16 protein-coding genes are annotated in these 18,550 nt (G+C 38.3%); 14 read left to right on the forward strand and 2 right to left on the reverse strand.

The features are described 5' to 3' along the window. Positions 1-56 precede the first annotated feature (56 nt). Positions 57-1,406 (reverse strand): glycosyltransferase family 8 protein, encoded by a 1,350-nt coding sequence (locus FDF36_RS16500; protein WP_220392089.1) that lies wholly within the window; start codon positions 1,404-1,406, stop codon positions 57-59. A 194-nt stretch (positions 1,407-1,600) separates the two neighbouring features. On the opposite strand from FDF36_RS16500, the gene FDF36_RS16505 reads away from it, so the two are divergent. The 13 genes from FDF36_RS16505 to FDF36_RS16565 all read left to right on the forward strand — a co-directional run bounded on the left by FDF36_RS16505 (position 1,601) and on the right by FDF36_RS16565 (position 16,803). Continuing rightward, on the forward strand, positions 1,601-2,182 hold the full coding sequence (locus FDF36_RS16505; RefSeq protein ID WP_220392090.1) for a hypothetical protein: 582 nt from the start codon (positions 1,601-1,603) through the stop codon (positions 2,180-2,182). Next, complete coding sequence (locus FDF36_RS16510; protein WP_220392091.1) at positions 2,179-3,408, forward strand: glycosyltransferase; 1,230 nt, start codon at positions 2,179-2,181, stop codon at positions 3,406-3,408. The genes FDF36_RS16505 and FDF36_RS16510 overlap by 4 nt, the downstream gene beginning before the upstream one ends. Continuing rightward, positions 3,405-4,622, forward strand: a complete 1,218-nt coding sequence (locus FDF36_RS16515; protein WP_220392092.1) for a hypothetical protein — start codon at positions 3,405-3,407, stop codon at positions 4,620-4,622. The genes FDF36_RS16510 and FDF36_RS16515 overlap by 4 nt, the downstream gene beginning before the upstream one ends. A gap of 292 nt (positions 4,623-4,914) precedes the next feature. After that, a complete protein-coding gene (locus tag FDF36_RS16520; protein ID WP_220392093.1) occupies positions 4,915-6,330 on the forward strand; it encodes a radical SAM peptide maturase in 1,416 nt (471 codons plus the stop codon). Continuing rightward, positions 6,327-7,442 carry a 6-bladed beta-propeller gene (locus FDF36_RS16525; protein WP_220392094.1) on the forward strand — a complete coding sequence of 372 codons (1,116 nt, stop codon included), beginning with the start codon at positions 6,327-6,329 and terminating at the stop codon, positions 7,440-7,442. Before FDF36_RS16520 ends, FDF36_RS16525 begins: the two co-directional genes overlap by 4 nt. A 5-nt stretch (positions 7,443-7,447) precedes the next feature. Further along, entirely contained in the window at positions 7,448-8,695 is a 1,248-nt protein-coding gene (locus FDF36_RS16530; protein WP_220392095.1) for a hypothetical protein, read from the forward strand. 299 nt (positions 8,696-8,994) lie between these two features. After that, complete coding sequence (locus FDF36_RS16535; protein WP_220392096.1) at positions 8,995-10,800, forward strand: aminotransferase class I/II-fold pyridoxal phosphate-dependent enzyme; 1,806 nt, start codon at positions 8,995-8,997, stop codon at positions 10,798-10,800. After that, entirely contained in the window at positions 10,797-11,423 is a 627-nt protein-coding gene (locus FDF36_RS16540) for a LicD family protein (protein ID WP_220392097.1), read from the forward strand. Before FDF36_RS16535 ends, FDF36_RS16540 begins: the two co-directional genes overlap by 4 nt. A gap of 31 nt (positions 11,424-11,454) precedes the next feature. Next, positions 11,455-12,057 carry a hypothetical protein gene (locus tag FDF36_RS16545; RefSeq protein WP_005811673.1) on the forward strand — a complete coding sequence of 201 codons (603 nt, stop codon included), beginning with the start codon at positions 11,455-11,457 and terminating at the stop codon, positions 12,055-12,057. Beyond that, a complete protein-coding gene (locus FDF36_RS16550; protein ID WP_220392098.1) occupies positions 12,048-12,809 on the forward strand; it encodes a galactosyltransferase-related protein in 762 nt (253 codons plus the stop codon). The genes FDF36_RS16545 and FDF36_RS16550 overlap by 10 nt, the downstream gene beginning before the upstream one ends. Before the next feature lie 140 nt (positions 12,810-12,949). Beyond that, positions 12,950-14,143, forward strand: coding sequence for a 6-bladed beta-propeller (locus tag FDF36_RS16555; protein WP_220392099.1), 1,194 nt, complete (start codon positions 12,950-12,952; stop codon positions 14,141-14,143). An 8-nt stretch (positions 14,144-14,151) separates the two neighbouring features. Next, positions 14,152-15,285, forward strand: coding sequence for a 6-bladed beta-propeller (locus FDF36_RS16560; protein ID WP_220392100.1), 1,134 nt, complete (start codon positions 14,152-14,154; stop codon positions 15,283-15,285). 27 nt (positions 15,286-15,312) lie between these two features. Beyond that, on the forward strand, positions 15,313-16,803 hold the full coding sequence (locus FDF36_RS16565; protein WP_220392101.1) for a glycoside hydrolase family 27 protein: 1,491 nt from the start codon (positions 15,313-15,315) through the stop codon (positions 16,801-16,803). An 83-nt stretch (positions 16,804-16,886) separates the two neighbouring features. Here FDF36_RS16565 and FDF36_RS16570 read toward each other — a convergent pair whose 3' ends face one another. Next, positions 16,887-17,591, reverse strand: a complete 705-nt coding sequence (locus FDF36_RS16570; protein WP_005797459.1) for a hypothetical protein — start codon at positions 17,589-17,591, stop codon at positions 16,887-16,889. 123 nt (positions 17,592-17,714) lie between these two features. On the opposite strand from FDF36_RS16570, the gene FDF36_RS16575 reads away from it, so the two are divergent. Beyond that, the gene (locus FDF36_RS16575) at positions 17,715-18,521 is read left to right on the forward strand and encodes an inositol monophosphatase family protein (protein WP_220392102.1); all 807 of its coding nucleotides are present in this window, start codon (positions 17,715-17,717) and stop codon (positions 18,519-18,521) included. Positions 18,522-18,550: the final 29 nt, after the last annotated feature.

The raw sequence follows: 18,550 nt of genomic DNA on the forward strand, positions 1-18,550 counted from the left end.
TGTGGTCAGATACTGATAGATTTCTGATTTTTATATAAGTATTAGTAGCTGTGGAACTAATAGCCTGTTATTTGGGACAGGCTATTGCGCATTAATGTCTCTATTGGTGCTTGAGGGATGTTTAGCTCGTGTAACAGGCTAAGAACTAGGTAAACTTCGCATAATACAAGTCGATTAGTTGTATCCGGAAGCAACTCTGCTATCCAATTTATTAGGTGGAAGAGATATTCTTTTATTTTTAAGGCTGTGGGAGTGTTGAAGTTTTCTCTTGTACATAGACGTGAATAGAAATAGTAAGCTAAGCCCGAAACTCCTTTTCTTAATCCGAGGTCAGTCAAAGACTTTTGTTCAATGACTGAATATACAGCGGAGTCTATTTGATGTAGTATTTCATCACTATTGCCTTCGACCAGTTTCTTTTGCAGTAAATATTCAATTCCCGTTCCAATGCCACATAACCCATTCTCATAAGTGATAGGAACAGCCGGAGAACAGTGGTCTATTATCTTGTTCAGTAATTTATCTGCCTCCTCTTCTAATTCTGTATCGTTCGTTTTTGGGCTTAATTGAAAAAGCTCAATCATTCGTTCCATCCACCTTGATAAAAGTTGATCTTTGATTTTGTCCATAGAGCTATTGTATTTGCAATATAGCTCTTTTAATACTTGCCAAGTGTACTCTTGATGCCATGGCTTTATACTTCCGGTATAATGAATGATGATGATGCCGGATAACATTTCAGGGGTATGCAAAGTTTCACTGGTAGTGAAATTATAGATATTGGGAATTAGCTTTATTTTGCCTTTACATATACAGTTAATCGCATCTTGATCCTGATATCGATCCCGGTTTATATAGATTGATGTGTGTTGCAATAGCTTTTCCTGTATTTTATCTTTTCTAAGGTCTTTCAGATTCAACAGCAGTACGCCTGCATTGATGTATACATCCTTTTCTGTTAGTTCCAGTATCTTTCTATAATTGATTCGTCTTATAAAGATATCATCCACTCCTGCACAATAATAACCTTCCAAATCCAGTTCCCACAATGGCTCTATGCTGCCATTAATTACTAAATCTGCATCCAGGTATAGGGCTTTATCCAGATTGGGAAAAAGATCTGCGATGGCATAACGATAAAGAGTGTGTTCGGTGATGTATCCTCCTTTTTTCTTGAGTTGCTTGAATGATTCTGAATCTATTATCTCCCATTGGATAGTTACACAGGTAAATACATTTTCTATTTCCTGAAGGAGCTCTTTGCTTTCTAACGAAATACAATCTGTCAGAATGTATATGCTTATATTCAAAGATCTATTATTCTCAAGAATAGATACTATAGAGGTACAGCAATGGTCAATGTATTCTTCATTGATTGCAAAGAAGATTGGTATTGTGGTTTTCATGCTTGTGTGGTTAAAAAGGATTATTTGTCAGAGGCAAAGGTATCAGTTTTTTAGATATATTTCTGTTTATAAGGATTATTTCTATAGGTATATGACGTTCGGTATAAAAAAAGGCTACGTTCGGTACATTTTTTCTGATAATATTTGGATATGAAGTAAGGTGGGCATACCTTGCAAACAAATCTAATAAAGATATGGATTCACAACTACAACAAATAGCTCAATACTATATGCTTCATGGAAGCTTCCTTCCAAGTTTGGGACTTTTTAATGGCAAGATGGGACTTGTCTTGTTTTTCTTTCATTATAGCCGTTATATACAAAACCCTTTATATGAGGAATTTGCTGGTGAATTATTGGATGAGGTTTTTGAAGATGTTCATGAAGATATACCGATTTACTTTGCGGATGGCTTATGTGGCATTGGGTGGGGAATAGTATATCTGTTTCAGCAAAAATTTGTAGATGGAAATGTGGATGACGTTTTAAAATCTCTTGATAATAAGCTGTTGGAATACAATCTTTTAAAAATGAATAATCATTCTCTGGAAACAGGCTTGCTTGGTATAGCTTCATATATACGTATTCGTTTAATACTGGATATAGGTAGAGAGTCGTTTTTTGATACGGCTTTTCTTCAAGCATTATGTGTAGCTTGTCCTGTGAATTATTCTATACAACAGATACAGGCAGAGATTATAAGAGGGAGTGATGGCGATAATAATTTGTCTTGGAAAAAAGGATTAAAAATAATTTGGGATCAATCTTCGATATGAGGAATATTTATATCATTAATAATTCAAGTGTAGCTTCACAATATGGTGTAGGAACATATGTTGAACAGTTGACAAAAGTGGTAAGAGAGCGTGCGGACTTAAATTTAACAATAGTCCAGATTTGTGCAAATGTTGAAAATATTGAAATGAGAACCAATAATGGTATAAGGCAATTTCTTATTCCTAGTGTTGATGTTCAAGATAATTCTTTTTTGTATGAAAGGTACTGTCGAAATATATCATATATCCTTCAGGAGTATATTGATTTATTTAATATTAATGTATTTCATTTGAATTTTTACCAAGATGTGGCAATTGTAAGATCATTGAGGAGCAGGCAGATAAGATGTATGGTTTGTTTTACCGTGCATTATCTTAATTGGTGTTTTGTTTTAAAGGGAAATAGGACTTATTTCCATTTTATTTTATCTCAAGATGCGACCAAAAGGAGTTTGAAGGAAATAGATGTGTTTGATGCATTTACGGTTGAGAAAGAAATGTTTAATTATGTTGACTATGTTATTTGTCTTTCAAAAAGTACTAAAGAGATCCTGATAAATGATTATCAAGTCCCTATAGCTAAACTCAAATATATAGCAAATGGCTTGCCACATAAGCTATCTGTTCAAGATAATGAATGTGAAAAGGAGCCGGTTCTAGGTAAAAAAGAAATTTTGATATTATTTGTAGGACGCTTGGATCATAATAAAGGGATAGAAGAACTATTGCGAGCCTTTCGCATGGTACAGGATAAAATACAGAATGTACGTTTAGTCATTGTTGGAGATGGTGAATTCGCTACTTATTTGAAACTGTGTGAAAGAATATGGCATAAAGTTTCGTTTGTTGGTAGAGTTGAGAAAGATAAATTGGATTGTATTTATTCTATGGTTGACTTAGGGGTTATTGCTTCATATACAGAACAATGTAGTTATGTAATGATTGAAATGATGATGAGAGGAATTCCTTTGGTAGCAACTTCTGTAGCAGGAGTAAATGAAATGGTTGGACCATCTTATCCTTTTAGAGTTAATATATCTCAGGAAGAGATTTGTTCTATTAATGTTGAGATATTAGCACAGCAGATGATTACTGCTTTGAGCCTGAATTTGTTAGAAAAAAAAAGTATTAAAGATTATTTGGTTAATCGGTATATACAATTATATGGTTTTGACTTATTTAGAAATAAGATGTTGGACTTTTATTTAAATATAAAATCAAAATGAACAAGATTAGATTAGTTTTATATTGTGGTATATTGACGCATCTGATCGGTTGCTCTTCTTCCCGTTCAGAGAAGATTGATTTGTTAACTCAGGTGCCATCTGATTGTCCGATTGTTGAGATGACCAGTGTTTTAGATAGAGAGGACTCCATCTCAGTGAAGGAATTGGTAGATAGCATTTCGTATGTCCAGTTGGATAATTTAGTGAAATTGCCGGTTCGTGCCAGTATACTCAGTATGGCAGTGACTAAAGATTATATTTTCGTATTGGCCGGTAGTGATGCAGGAGTTTTTAAATACGATAGGAAAGGAAAGCTTATAAAGAAGATTATATCCAACGATTATTCGTCTTTAAAATTATGGATTGGAGCTGATGAATTCAAGGAATTGCTTTATCTGAATCAGGAAGGCGGTTCAGAGGGCACTACAGAAGTCTATGATTATGATGGTAACTATCAAGGAAATATTGCTGAATTGTATAATATGCCATATCATTCTCAATATGTACATCGACTGAATGAAAAATTCCTGGCTGCTTTTTCACCATGGTGTATGCCATTGACTGATAAGAATTATTTTGGCGGAGCCGTATTTTCAGAAAAGGGGGAAATGATACATCAGTTGAACTATTTTGTTCCGTCTGACACTTTGGCTTTGTGTAAGGTTAGCTATTATAGTTTCACTTATCAATCAGATGGAAGCATGTTGGTTTGGAATAATGGGGGAAGTGGCAGCCCAATTGTTCAGCCTTATACCACTTTGTATAAGGTAACTGTCGATTCTATTTTTCCGGTGTATCGTTTGTTTAATGGTAATACACGCGATAAAATAGATCATGTTCAAGGAATTGGAGTCAGCGGCAACTCTTTGGCCATAGAAACAGACTCTGGTCTCTATTTATGTTGTTATCATCCAAAGGCTCCACATCCGTGCCCGACTTTATGTTTTATGCGATATGATAAAAAAAATAAGGTTCTTCAAGGAGTTAATTATCCTCCTAATGGTATTTTAGGAGGCTATGTAAACCATTTGAATGGTGATATTCCAATCCGTTTCCAGTATTCGTTTCCTCTTCAAAAGGTTTATGTATCGAGTATTAGTTCTGGCGAAATAGAGCAATTGCGAAAGTCGGGGTATATCAATTCAAATAGTGATGAAACATTAAGGAGTAATAAATCTGGGGATAATCCCATTTTGATATATTATCATTATTAATTATTTAACAAGGAGGTAAATATGAAAAAGCTAAAAGTTTTAAATCTCTCAAAAGGTGAGCAGTTTAAGATTACGGGAGGGGCTGGTAGTTGTACCGGGCCTGGTACTTGTCGCGAAAGTAACTGTACGTGTACAGGTTGGTTAGTAAGTAACCATGCATGGACAGAAACAGATGCAAGTAAAGAAACGCAGATGTCTTCTAACAAGGACGTTTATTCTTGGCAAGGTAACCCTGGAGCTTAGTTTAATGTAGGTGGTAGTTTACTACCACCTCTTTTATGTAAATTATGAAATGAAATCTATTATATTTAAGGATCAATATAATTATTGCTATTTGTATAGCTTTGGTAAGAAAAAACTTCTACAGATAACTCCTGAGGTTTATAATATGCTTGATGTTTATTGGGCTGAAGGGGAATGTTGGGAAGGGGATAGTATAGCTGCGCGAACATGCTCTTTTTTTGAGAAATATGGTTTTTTGGATTTTGACAATATAAAAGTTGGTGCAGGTATAGATGTAGAGGATATAGAATATTCCATTGCAAGTGTACCAGTTATAACATTTGAGTTGACTCAGAAATGTAATCTTGGTTGCAAATATTGTGTGTATGGAGATCTATATGAGACCGAAAAAGATTGTGTTGGGAATGAATTATCTTTTGATGTAGCAAAATCTGTCATTGATTTTTGTTTGAATAAGGGGATGAGAAACCAATTAAGTGGTTTAAAAAGAACTATTACAATAGGCTTTTATGGTGGAGAGCCTTTGTTGAGATTTGATTTGGTACAGCAAATAATATCTTATACAAAAAGTCGGGAATCTGAGTTTCTTACATTTACTTATAATATGACAACTAATGCCGTATTACTAGATAAATATATGGATTATATTGTTGAGCAGGATATTTCTCTTCTTATTAGTCTTGATGGTGATAAGAAAGCTTCTTCTTATAGAACATTAAAAAGTGGGAGACAATCATACGATAGAGTATACTCTAATATTAGAGAGCTAAAAAAAAGGCACTTTGATTTTTATGTTAAGAATGTATCTTTTAATGCCGTTTTACATGATCAAAATGAATTATCGTCATTATTGCATTTTTATCATCACAAATTAAACAAAGTGCCAATGATCTCTACGTTAGCTACTTCTTTTGTAAAAAAGAATGCTTTTGGAACTTTTAATCACATGTATCGTAGATTAAATTCAGAAGCATTATGCCAGCACAATATACCTATTGACGATTATTTAAAGTTGAATCCTTCATTAATTACATTGAGTCGTTTTTATGAAGCATATAGTGGCTATTTTTATAAGACTTTTAAGGAGTTGGTAAATGATTACGAATATGTGAATTATGTTCCGGGGGGAGCCTGTATTCCATTTACTTCTAAACTTTTTGTTTCTGCAGATGGTAAAGTTCATCCTTGTGAGAGAGTTGGTTATAAATATTCATTGGGTTATGTAAATGATAAGAATGAATTTATTCTGAACCTGAAAGAGGTTGTTGAGAGATATAATTCGTATTATGATATTTTACGTCCTAAATGTACTTTATGTTATAGGATTCAGTCTTGTCCCAAATGCTTTTTACAACATGATATAAATTGCGCCCCAGTTTCTCGTAAAGATATGACTTCTTATATATGTGATATGGTTAATGTGTGTCATAAATTTAGAAACCATTTAAAATTACCGGTATTATGAAATCACTTTTATTTTTTTGTTTAAGTACATTTCTCTTTTACTCGTGTAGTAAGAAAGAAAATAGTCTTTATCCTGTAATAGACTTAGCCGATGCTATCGAGAATCCGGTGGAGAAATCTGTATATGATATTGCGGAAAGTGTAGAGGTTGTGCAATTAGAGACGAATGATTCGTTACTGATTCCATACGTGAGCCAGTTAATAATGACCGATCAGTATTTTATCATAGGATATGGTAAGAAGTGCTCTCTTTTTTCTCATTCCGGAAAATTTGTTTGTGATATAGCTCAGAAAGGAAGTGGTCCGGAGGAATATACGATGTTGATGAATTTGCTTTATATAAACAATCGTGTTTTGATTACAGACTTAAATAATAAAGTTAATGTTTACTCCTTAAATGGGAAGTTTATTGAATCCTATCAGGCACTTCCGGACATGTTTTCTGCCATTTATCCAATGTCGGACAAGAACTTTATAGGTTTTAAAGCTCAGAGTGGAGGAGATGAAAAAGAACGTCTTGTGTTTTATCTACGGGATGAAAAGAGATGGGCTATTCCATATCAACAAAACTATCAGGCAAAAAGAGTTTGTTTCTTCCCTCGTGAAGCCCAATTTTCATCTTTATATGATAAGTTGTACTTTAAGCAGTTGCTTAATGACACTATTTTCTCTGTGGATACGGTGAAGCATTCTCTTTCTCCCGAATATATAATCGACTGGGGAAAGCTGAGATCTAACGATAGATTGCGCTACTCTTTGGAAAATCCGGACGAAGAATTGTTTTTGCACATGCCATACGTTCCTTTATTCAGTATGACTGCTAATGGATTAGTCTTAGGGGCTATTACGGTAGACATAGATCAGAAGAAGCAATATTACTTAACTGCATTCTATGATAAGGCAAATCATCAGGCGGATCTTTACGAACTAAAATTGTCAAAAAAAGAGATGGACTATTTTGGTGAACCTACAGGTAAGCTTCCTCCTTATCTGGAGGGTGATATTTTCTTCCCGGAGTATATTTCCCAAGATGGCAATTATTTGATTTCTGTTAGAACTCAACCTTTAAAAGAAGAATTAAATCCTGCGTTAATTGTAGTAAAATTAAAATAGTAGATATGGCTGAATATTTGTGTTTTTATAATTTTGTGCATATTTCTTTAAGCCAACATACGGCATTGCTTTATAACACTATAAATGGAGCTCACATGACAGTTTCTAATTTGTTATTGGTAGAAAAGCTTCGTCTGTTAGAAGAATGTTCGGATCTATCGTTTTATGGTATCAGAATAGATGCTGATATTGCTGAAGTGATCGATTTTCAGGAATTGACTAAGTTCGTTTTAGAATCGATATCTGGTAATATTCTGTCTTTAGATAGTGAACATATGCCAATACATATAGTTCCTTCTTTAAAAGTTTTAAATGAACAAGTACCTGGAGCTATTAATAGAAAGGTTGTTCAAGAAAAAATCTTTACAGAAAATGATCGTCAAAAATCTTACGTGCATTATAATGAAAATGTTTTTCAGATATCTTTTTTTATAAATGCTTCATGTAATGATAAATGGGAGGGGTATCCTGAGGCATATAGACAATACATGTTTCCTGAAATAGGAAAGAATACTGAATTAAGCTTTGAACTGATAAAAACGATTGTTGAGTGTAATTTTCCTAATTTATCTCAGGTTAATTTAATTATTGGGAATGTTGGAGATAATAACATTGTAAATATAAATAATCTGATAAAGATGCTAAAGGTGAAAACAAACTTGGTTGTCTACATCCTGATTGATGAATTTAAGAAAATAGCTCTTTCTGAAGATAAATCTGTTGATATAACTTATGTTGTTTGGACTAATTCTTATGATAACTTATGCAAGTTAGGAGATTATTCAAAGTTTAAGCAGCTATTTTTCCAATTTTTAATATGTGATGATCGTGAATTGAAAGAATTAGAGTCTTACTCTGATTCTCAAAATTGTTTTATATGCTTTTATTATACTGGCAATAATAAAGAGTTTTGTGTTGAAAATCTTTCTTTTTCAATAGATGATCTTTTCAATAGAAGGCATGAGGAAAAACAGCTTTTGGCTAATTCAGCTCTTGATTCTAATCACTTTGGGCATTTAGTTATTTTATCTAATGGTGAAGTCTATTCAAATGTAAATAAACCAAGTATCGGTAGACTTCCTTATGATAATGTATATGATTTATTAATTAGAGAATTTTCTCAATACAGACATTGGTTTGTTACAAGGAAAGATATTAAACCGTGTTCTGATTGTTTGTTTTCTGTTCTTTGTTCCTCTATAACAGACGTTGAATATTGTCTTAATACATATAACTTGTGTGATGTTAAATGAAATTGTTTTTTTCTTACTATCTTCAGTTGGATGTCATGGGGTGCACCCCTTCTGGTTTTCGCATAATTTCGAAACATCATGGTAAGAGCTATCCTAAACATACTTTCCATGCGATGATGTTTCTTTGTTATTCAAGAAGAAACTTCTATGTAAGTGATAGTTTTTTTATTCGATCGTTGATAGGTAGAGAGATATGTGATACTGTTTATTATTAGGAATGGGAGATAGCGAAGAAGTGGATTGTGTTATCGGTTGTATGAAGAGTTAGCCGGAGTTAAGAACTTAATAAGAGGCCAGATATGCAGGCTATTATATTGGCAGCAGGAATGGGTAGGCGTTTGGGAGAATTGACCCGGTACGACACTAAATGTATGATTGAGGTGAACGGTATCCGGATCATAGATCGGTTACTGGCAAACCTGGCAGTCGCAAGACTATCGAGGATTGTGCTTGTGATTGGTTTTCAAGGTGACAAACTACGGGCGTATCTGGGAAATGAATATTGCGGAATTCCTATTTATTATCTGGAAAACCCTTACTATGCACATACCAATAATATTTATTCTCTGTTTCTGGCACGGCACCACTTAGCGTCTGATGATACTTTATTGTTAGAATCGGATATTGTTTTTGAGAAGAGAATACTTGAAAGAGTGCTCGAAGAACCGTATCCGGATGTAGCAGTAGTAGACCGTTATAAGAGTTGGATGGACGGGACTATGGTGACTGTGGATGAAAAGCAGTTTATTGTGGACTTTGTATCTAAACATACTTTTTCGTACGAAAAAACTTCTACTTATTTTAAGACGGTGAATATCTATCGTTTTAGTAAGGAGTTTTCTGTAGGTAAGTACGTACCTTTTCTGGAAGCCTATTGCAAATGTTTTGATAATAGTGCATATTACGAACAAATACTGGCCGTTTTGTCTTTGTTGGATAAAGCCGGGCTGAAGGCTTTGCCGCTTGAGGGTGAAAAGTGGTATGAGATAGATGACATGCAGGATTTAGATATTGCCGAAACGCTATTTGGTAAGAAAGAAGGGCTTTTGTCCGGTTACCAAAAACGTTATGGAGGGTATTGGCGTTTTCCTTTCTTGTTTGATTTTGCTTATCTGGTGAATCCACATTTCCCGACAGAAAGGATGCTGGAAGAACTGAAGGCTAATTTTGATAAACTGCTTAGGCAATACCCTTCGGGGAGTTATGTAAACAGGCGATTGGTGGCGAAGCACTGGAACATTCCTGCGGAGGCTGTCGCGGTGGGGAATGGCGCGGCAGAGTTGATAAGAAAGCTGATGGAGTTGCTTTCCGGTAGAATGGGGGTGATTCTTCCTACATTTGAAGAATATCTGGTGCGTGATGACCGGATAGAGACTTTCTTGCCGTTGGGGCCAGGTTATCGCTATACCGTAAGCGACCTGAAAACATTTTTTGAGGATAAGGGAGTGACTTCATTACTGTTGCTGAATCCGGATAACCCCTCCGGAAATAGTATCCCTTACGAGGATTTGATTTCATTAGCGGGATGGACTCAGGAGCGTTCGATACGGCTGATTGTGGATGAGTCTTTTATTGACTTCTCGGAGGGAGGAGAAGAAACTTCTCTGATTGATGACAAGATACTGAAGGAGTATAATCATCTGGTGGTGATAAAGAGCCTGTCTAAGTCACATGGAATTCCCGGATTACGATTGGGAATTGCTGTTTCCGGTGACCATAAATTAATGGATGAATTACAGCAGAAACTTCCGGTCTGGAATATAAACTCTTTGGCGGAGTACTATTTACAGATTCAGGACAAATACACCATCGACTACCGGCAGGCATGTGCCCGCTTTAGAGAGGAAAGAACGCTCTTTTTTGAAGAACTTCAGGAGGTAGGCTATTTAGCGGTATTTCCTTCACAAGCAAACTTCTTTTTATGTGAAGTGACCCATAAGTACAGCGCCCGAGAGCTTGCGGAAGTTTTGCTGAGAGAGCATGATATTCTGGTAAAAGACTGTAGTTTGAAGAGGGGAATGTATGGAAAGCAGTATATTCGTATTGCTATCAGGAGTAAAGAGGAAAACCGGTATTTGGCCGGAATATTAAAATATAAATTATGAATATAGATATAAAGGAGGCACATCGGAGGATGCTTTATTTATTGCAGTCTTTCGATACTGTCTGCAAGAAGCACGATATTGATTATTGGCTCGATTATGGTACACTGCTGGGAGCTATCCGACATCAGGGGTTTATACCTTGGGATACAGATACGGATGTGGGGATGTTAAGGAGTGATTATGCACTCTTTCTGGAGAAGGGTGTACCGGAACTGCCTCAGGATATTTTTTTTCAGACTCCGGAAACAGAACCGGCCATGGCTCCATGGAGCTGGTTGGTTGAGGCGCGGTTGAGAGATCGGCACAGTCGGTATGTTCCGGATAAAAAGACTCCGGCCGAGCCGATGCAGTTCGGTGGATTACAGTTGGATCTTTTCATCTATGATTGGGATGGTAAGTATGAGAATGCTTTGTCGAACAGTTTTGAACGGAATTTGAGTGAGAGCCGTATTCATTTGCGGCTGGATGAGGTGGAATATCTGGATACTACACGATTTGAAGGAGTGGAGTTTCCGGTTCCGTCAGGATACGATGCTTATCTGACCCGTTGTTATGGAGATTATAGAACGTTTCCCCCGGAAGAGGAAAGGCAAATTCCGGAAGTGGTTGCCTGGTCGGTGTAATAAAATGATTGATTACGTCAATAAAGAAAATATGGAAAGCGTAAGAGGGATAGAAAATCCGGGGATGATGGGAGAAATGGGAAAAATCATCGGATTCTATCGTCTTTATCGGCAGACGGCTGAAGAAGAGTGGGAAGAGAAAGCAGAAGTGTTGCTGGATGAGGTGATGGAGAATTGTTCTTTGGAACTTCCGGTGACTTATGGTGACGGTTTGTGCGGAATAGGTGTCGGAATTGAGTATCTGTTGCAGGAGGGCTTTGTGGAAGGGGATGCCGACGAGATTCTATGGCAGATCGATTGCAGGGTATTTAACACGATTAATAGTAGGGCGATCGGAACTTTAGGCATCGGGAAAGGTATTTGTGGTCTCGCTTATTATCTGTATTACCGGTTGTCCCGGAGGAAAGGTGAGGAAGACATCAAGGTGCTACGAATGAAAGAGCATTTAATTTACCTGATTGACTGGATAGCAGACTCACTGCCCGGAGTCAGGGAAAGTTCACTTTTCGAAGAGGTGTTTTTTATTCTTTGCCTGTTGCATCGGTTGGATGTATTCAATGCAAAAGTCGAGAAACTGATGGAGTACTGTGAGAAGGGCATGATTACATCTGGAAGGGAGGCGGTATGGATCTGACAAGAGAGGTTAGCATTGTCATCCCCTTGCGGGTAGATAATCCGGAGAGGGCGGAGAATCTTCGGTTTATCCTTTCTTTGCTGCTACAGCAGACAGAGGTGTCTGTGGATATTCTTGAGGCGGATACGGAGCAACGTTTTTATTTGTCTGAGACGTGTGAGAGGTTACGCTATCGGTTTGTGAAAGATGATGATCCGGTGTTCTACCGGACACGTTATTTAAATATATTGTTGCGATCGGCTAAGTTCCCGATTGCAGGTATCTGGGATACGGATGTGATTATTCCGCCGGTTCAGTTGAGAGAAGCGGTCGGCAGGATTTGTTCGGGCTGTGTGATGTGTTTCCCGTATGACGGGCGTTTTATCTTTCTGAATGAAGCTATGAGTGATAGAATCCGCAAGGACGTATCAGTGTTGGAAAAGGTGGATGCTACTTCAATAGGGATGAGACCTTCGGTGGGAGGAGCTTTTCTTGTGAACAGGGTTGCCTATCTGCGGGCAGGCGGAGAGAATGAAGCGTTTTATGGTTGGGGTCCCGAAGATGCCGAAAGAGTAAAACGCCTGGAAATATTAGAGTTGCCCATTACGCGTGTAAAAGGACCGTTATATCATCTTCATCATCCGAGGGGCATCAATTCGGGTTTTGATATGGGGGAGCGGGATAAACAAAATTTAGAAGCATTGTTAGCTACTTGCAGAAGGAGTAAGGCGGAGATGCTAAGGTGGCTTGGACAACCAACCTTTCCGGACTGACTATACTAAGTTTATATGATATTTGATTGTCGGATTTATAATGGGGAATAAAAATAGATTGATTTTAAGTGATTTTTCAAATTGAAGAAGTATCTTTGTATATACACTTCCCTAAAAACAATATTAAAGAGACAATCATTATGAAAAACACAATATTATTGTTGAACAGCTTGTGGCTGTTCGGGCTGGTAGCTTGCCAGCCGAAACCTGTCGCTTCTTTATCCGAATGTCCGGTTGTCAATATCCGCTCTGCTTTGCAAGAAGAGGCTCCGATCTCCATGAAGGAAGATGTGGAGAGTATAGAATACGTTCCTTTGGAAACGACTGATTCATGTCTGATAAGTAATCTGCTGAATCTGCAGGTGACGACGGATTACATGTTTATGTATAACGGAAAGACTGAAGAAGTGTTGCAATTTGATCGAAAGGGTAAGTTTATACGTCGGGTCGGCCGCCAGGGAAATGGGCCGGGAGAGTATAGTATGATAAGTGAACTTGCGGTTGATGATAGCAATAAAGAATTATCTATATTCCAGTATGGAGGGGATGCATTGGTGTATTCGTATGACGGAACTTTTCTACGGAATGATACAACGGTGAAGCAGGCCGGTGGAATGTATGTCTTTGCGGATGGGAAGAGAGCATTGAAAGGATTGGTCATGAAGCCCTTTGAACAAGCACCATGGGCAGGCGCATTGCAACAGGCTGATGGTTTGCTGTTAAAGTCTAAGTCTCTTTTTCCACAAGGACTCTCTCAGGACGTTTGTTTCATGAAAGAAATCTGCTTTTCTCCTTCTACAGAAGGGGTGCTGCTGTTTACTGCATGCAATGATACGGTGGCCGGGATTTACGCTAATGGAATAGAGCCGGCTTATGTTCTGAAACGGGAAAACCCGACTGAATATTATATGGATATTGCCAATATTAATAAATTCAGGGATAATACAGTTGAAACGGATCAGATTATTGGAGTCTATGATCTGTTCGAATCTCCTCACTATCTTTACTTGCGTCTGTACAAAGGAGATGCTATTTTTATACAAAGATTCGATAAGAAGACCGGTGAACTGAAATCGCAGCGTATTCCGGATGATTATTTGGAATGTAGTGCTGCCATTCCAGGCGGCAATGTAATTGGCATCGATAATGATATAGATGGAGGGATACCTTTCTGGCCGGAGTATGTAATGGCGGATGGGGGACGCGTACAAGTGGTGAATGCTGATATTCTTTTAGCTTTACGTGAAAAAGGATATCTAAAGCAGGCTCCTGATGTATTGAATATCGGGGATGAAGCCAATCCGGTAGTGATTCTTTATACATTTAAAAGATAGGAGGTATTATGAAATCATTTACATTTTGCATTTTATTAGCCCATGTGTTGGCATTTCCACTATTTGCTCAGAAGAATGTAGCTGCCGTCACGCTGAATTTGGCAAAGGCTGTTACACAAAGTCCTAAGACGGTATTAATGAGTGAACTGGCATCTGATGTACGTTATTTCCCTTTAGAAACTACTGATAATTGTCTGCTGGGGAATGAATGTAGTATTATTTATGCCGGAAACTCGATTATTGCGGGTGACGCACAGACCAGAAGTTTTTATCGGTTCGATAAAAATGGTAAGTTTATGAATAAGATAGGCCGGCAAGGACAGGGGCCTGAAGAATATGCGGTAGGATTATTGTTTTTTACTGACCCTAATAACCAAAAACTGTATGTTCAGGATTTCCAGGATATAATCTGTTATGGCTTCAATGGTAAATTTCTCCGTCGTATACCGGCCCCTCACCTGAATATGGGTACCGGAGCTGTAGACGGTCAGGGATCTATTCTCTATTGTGATAATAATTATTTTATGAGAAAGGATAATCCCCAACAATTGTTCCTTATCGATGAAAATGGGAAGAAACTAAAGATCTGGAAAGGATATATGGAACCTGGAAAGAAATATGGTGTTAACCTATCTACCCGCGATGTAATGTATCGTTATGGGGGTGATATTTACTTTAAACCTGCGTTGGAGAATCTGATTTATAAAATTGATGCCAACAGAAAAAAGACATTGGCATGGAAATTTGATTGTTCGGGGAAGGATGTGGATGTATCTGCCAATGAAATAGATCCCGGAAAACGTTTTCAATCAATTGCAGTACAACAGGTTTTTGAATCAGACCGTTATTTCTTTGTGCTTTATGTCCTGAAGAATGAAAGTTTTGTGGGATTGTATGATAAACAGAAGAAGAGTTTTTCAAATGTGATTATAAAAGATGATTTGGCGGCAGGATTTGATTTTACTCCTCCCGGAACAGGGTTGGGAAATCAGTTGGCAAATGCCCGGATGGTAGGTTATCTGAGTAAAGGTAAACGCTATTCGAAAGCTTTACTGCCGGAAAGAAAAAAAGAACTGGATGAATTGATAAACCGGTTGGATGAAGAGGATAATCCGGTAATGGTTGTTGTAACATTAAAATAAAATCTATATAAAATTCTTTTTGAACGTATGAAAATTACAAGTTATGTTTCTTTTTTATATTGCTTATGTCTGATGCTGGCGAGCCCGACAGTACAGGCGAGCGAAGTGCGAACCGCTATTTTTGAGGGGAAACCGTGTATTAATCCCCCTCATGTGGTGGGAAACTATCCTGCTACCCCTTTTTTGTTTTATATTCCCACCTCCGGAGAACGACCGATAAAGTGGCATGCTGAAAATCTTCCCAAGGGATTGAAGCTGGATAAAGAAACGGGGATAATCAAGGGAAAAGTAATAGAAAAGGGAATGTACAAAGTAATGCTGAAAGCTGAGAATGCCCTTGGAATTGATACACAGGAACTACTGATTAATATAGGAGATGAGTTGTTGCTGACTCCTCCGATGGGGTGGAACAGTTGGAATACATTCGGACGTCATCTGACAGAGGAGCTACTGTTACAAACTGCAGATGCAATGGTAGAAAACGGAATGCGTGATTTGGGGTATGCTTATATTAATATCGATGACTTTTGGCAGTTGCCTGAAAGGGGAGCCGACGGTCATATCCAAATTGATAAAACAAAGTTCCCGAGAGGCATCAAATATGTGGCCGATTACTTGCATGAGCGAGGATTCAAACTTGGAATTTATTCGGATGCCGCTGATAAAACTTGTGGTGGGGTTTGTGGCAGTTATGGATATGAAGAAATTGATGCACGGGATTTCGCATCCTGGGGTGTTGATCTTTTGAAGTATGACTATTGCAATGCACCTGCCGGAAGAGTAGAAGCCATGGAAAGATATGAGAAGATGGGGAGGGCATTGAGAGCGACCGACCGTTCTATCGTCTTTTCAATTTGTGAGTGGGGACAGCGTGAACCTTGGAAATGGGCGAAGAAAGTCGGCGGACATTTATGGCGAGTATCCGGTGATATTGGCGATTTGTGGAATCGTTCGACAGACGAAAAGGGAGGCTTACGTGGCATTTTGAACATTCTTGAAATAAATGCACCGCTTAGTGAATATGCAAGACCCGGCGGATGGAATGATCCGGATATGCTTGTTGTGGGGATTGGCGGAAAAAGTAAGAGTATCGGTTATGAATCGGAAGGTTGTACGAATGAACAATATCAGTCTCACTTTGCTCTCTGGTGCATGATGGCTTCTCCATTACTTTGTGGTAATGATGTACGGCAGATGAATGATAGTACGTTACAAATACTTTTGAATAAGGATCTGATTGCTATCAATCAGGACCCGCTGGGCATTCAGGCAGAGCGTGCCATTCGTGCCGATCATTATGATGTCTGGGTGAAGCCGTTGAGTGACGGAAGCAAAGCAATAGCTTGTCTGAACCGGATATCCGGACCCGTAGACGTGGAGTTGAATGTAAAGACGGTAGAAGGATTGTCATTGGATCGGGTATATGATGTTATAGAAGGCAGCCTTGTGGCTGAGGCTTCTACCGGATGGATCGTAAAGCTTGCTCCCGGTGAGTGTAAAGTGTTTATATGTAAATAAGATTGATTGTAAAATAGGGCTATCCGGTAAAATTGGCGGTACCGGATAGCCCTTTCTTCATAGTCAGGTTTATATTGGGTTGGTTATTTTAATCGTATGGTTGGGCCTATCTTATAAGTATTTTCCCATTGCCGGGTAGCAGCATTGTAACTTCTGTCGGTACCCAGATTCAGGTCGAGACCATATTCTTTCCTTTCCAGGAGGTTTATCCGGAATGAAGCGCCGTAATGGGATTGTGGAGATAACGGGAAACCTTGTACACCGGAGTTGGGATTACAGTCCAGCCGGTATTGTCCGTAAATATAAGCGGTCAGCCAATTATTCAGACGATAGGTAAGGTCCGCGTTAAGGGTGAAATCATTAAACATCCGTCCGTTAGAGCGGTATTGATAGGCATTGCCACCTATCCGGATAGCCAGTTGTCTGTTAAGACGATATACCAATCTGCCACCTGCCATATTCTGAGTACCTACTCCCCGGAGTGAATAACTGGAACCGTATAATTCGTATCCGAAATAGCGGGAATTGAACAGTCGGTACTGCTGCTGATTAAAATAACCGGTGAAGACGGGATCCAGATAGGAGAATTTTTTTCTCAGTTCGTATTGTTTGACTAACGGCATACTGTTATTGAAAGCAGGGTTGGTTTCTGACAAAGTATTCTTTATTTCGGGTAGTTTGAAGATTTGAGGGGTTTTCATTTCTTTGTGCAGTGTAAAGGCAGGTATGGGCGTTTCGTTGAATGTTTGCGCATAAGCAAATCCGTTGCCGCAAATGATAAATAGCATTGTCAATCTGAATTTTTGCATAGTTAAGTCTTTTATGTCTTTTAGACGCAGAGATATGCCGAATGCTGCAATGTTTTTTCAAAAGAATCATTTATCTTTGCCGAAATACGTTAAAAGTCGAATATGGAACTGGAACTTCAACAACTTACTACTGAGGTGCGCCGGATAGCAACCGAAGCGGGGAATTTTCTGAGAAAAGAACGGCAGAACTTTAGCCGGGAGAGTGTAGTAGAGAAGCATGCGCATGATTATGTATCATATGTCGATAAGGAATCTGAGAGGCTGTTAGTGGGGCAACTGTCTGCTCTGTTGCCCGAGGCTGGGTTTATTGCCGAGGAAGGTTCTGGTGTTTATAAAGATGAGGCATATTGCTGGGTAATTGATCCGTTGGACGGAACAACTAATTATATTCATGACAATGCTCCATATTGTGTCAGTATTGCCCTCCGGAGTCGTACGGAGCTACTTTTAGGTGTAGTATACGAAGTTTGCAGGGATGAGTGTTTTTATGCCTGGAAAGGTGGGAAGGCTTGGATGAACGGAGATGAACTGCATGTCTCGAAAATAGAAAACATTGAAGAGGCGTTTGTAATCACTGAACTTCCCTATAACCATCGGCAATACAAACGGACGGCAGAATATCTGCTGAAGCAATTGTATGGAGTGGTAGGGGGAATTCGGATGAATGGTTCGGCTGCGTCGGCTCTTTGCTATGTGGCTGCCGGACGTTTTGATGCTTGGGCAGAAGCATTTATTGGGAAATGGGATTATTCGGCTGCGGCGTTGATTGTATTGGAAGCGGGTGGAAAAGTAACTGACTTTTATGGAAATGGACATTTCATAGAAGGGCATCATATAATCGCTACTAACGGTCCTTTGCATCCTGTCTTTCAGCAGTTGCTGAAAGAAGTTCCTCCGTTGGATATGTAGTTTCGGTCATTGATCAAATAGAAAACACA

The sequence above is a fragment of the Bacteroides fragilis genome (genome assembly GCF_019583405.1).
Lineage (GTDB): Bacteria > Bacteroidota > Bacteroidia > Bacteroidales > Bacteroidaceae > Bacteroides > Bacteroides fragilis_B.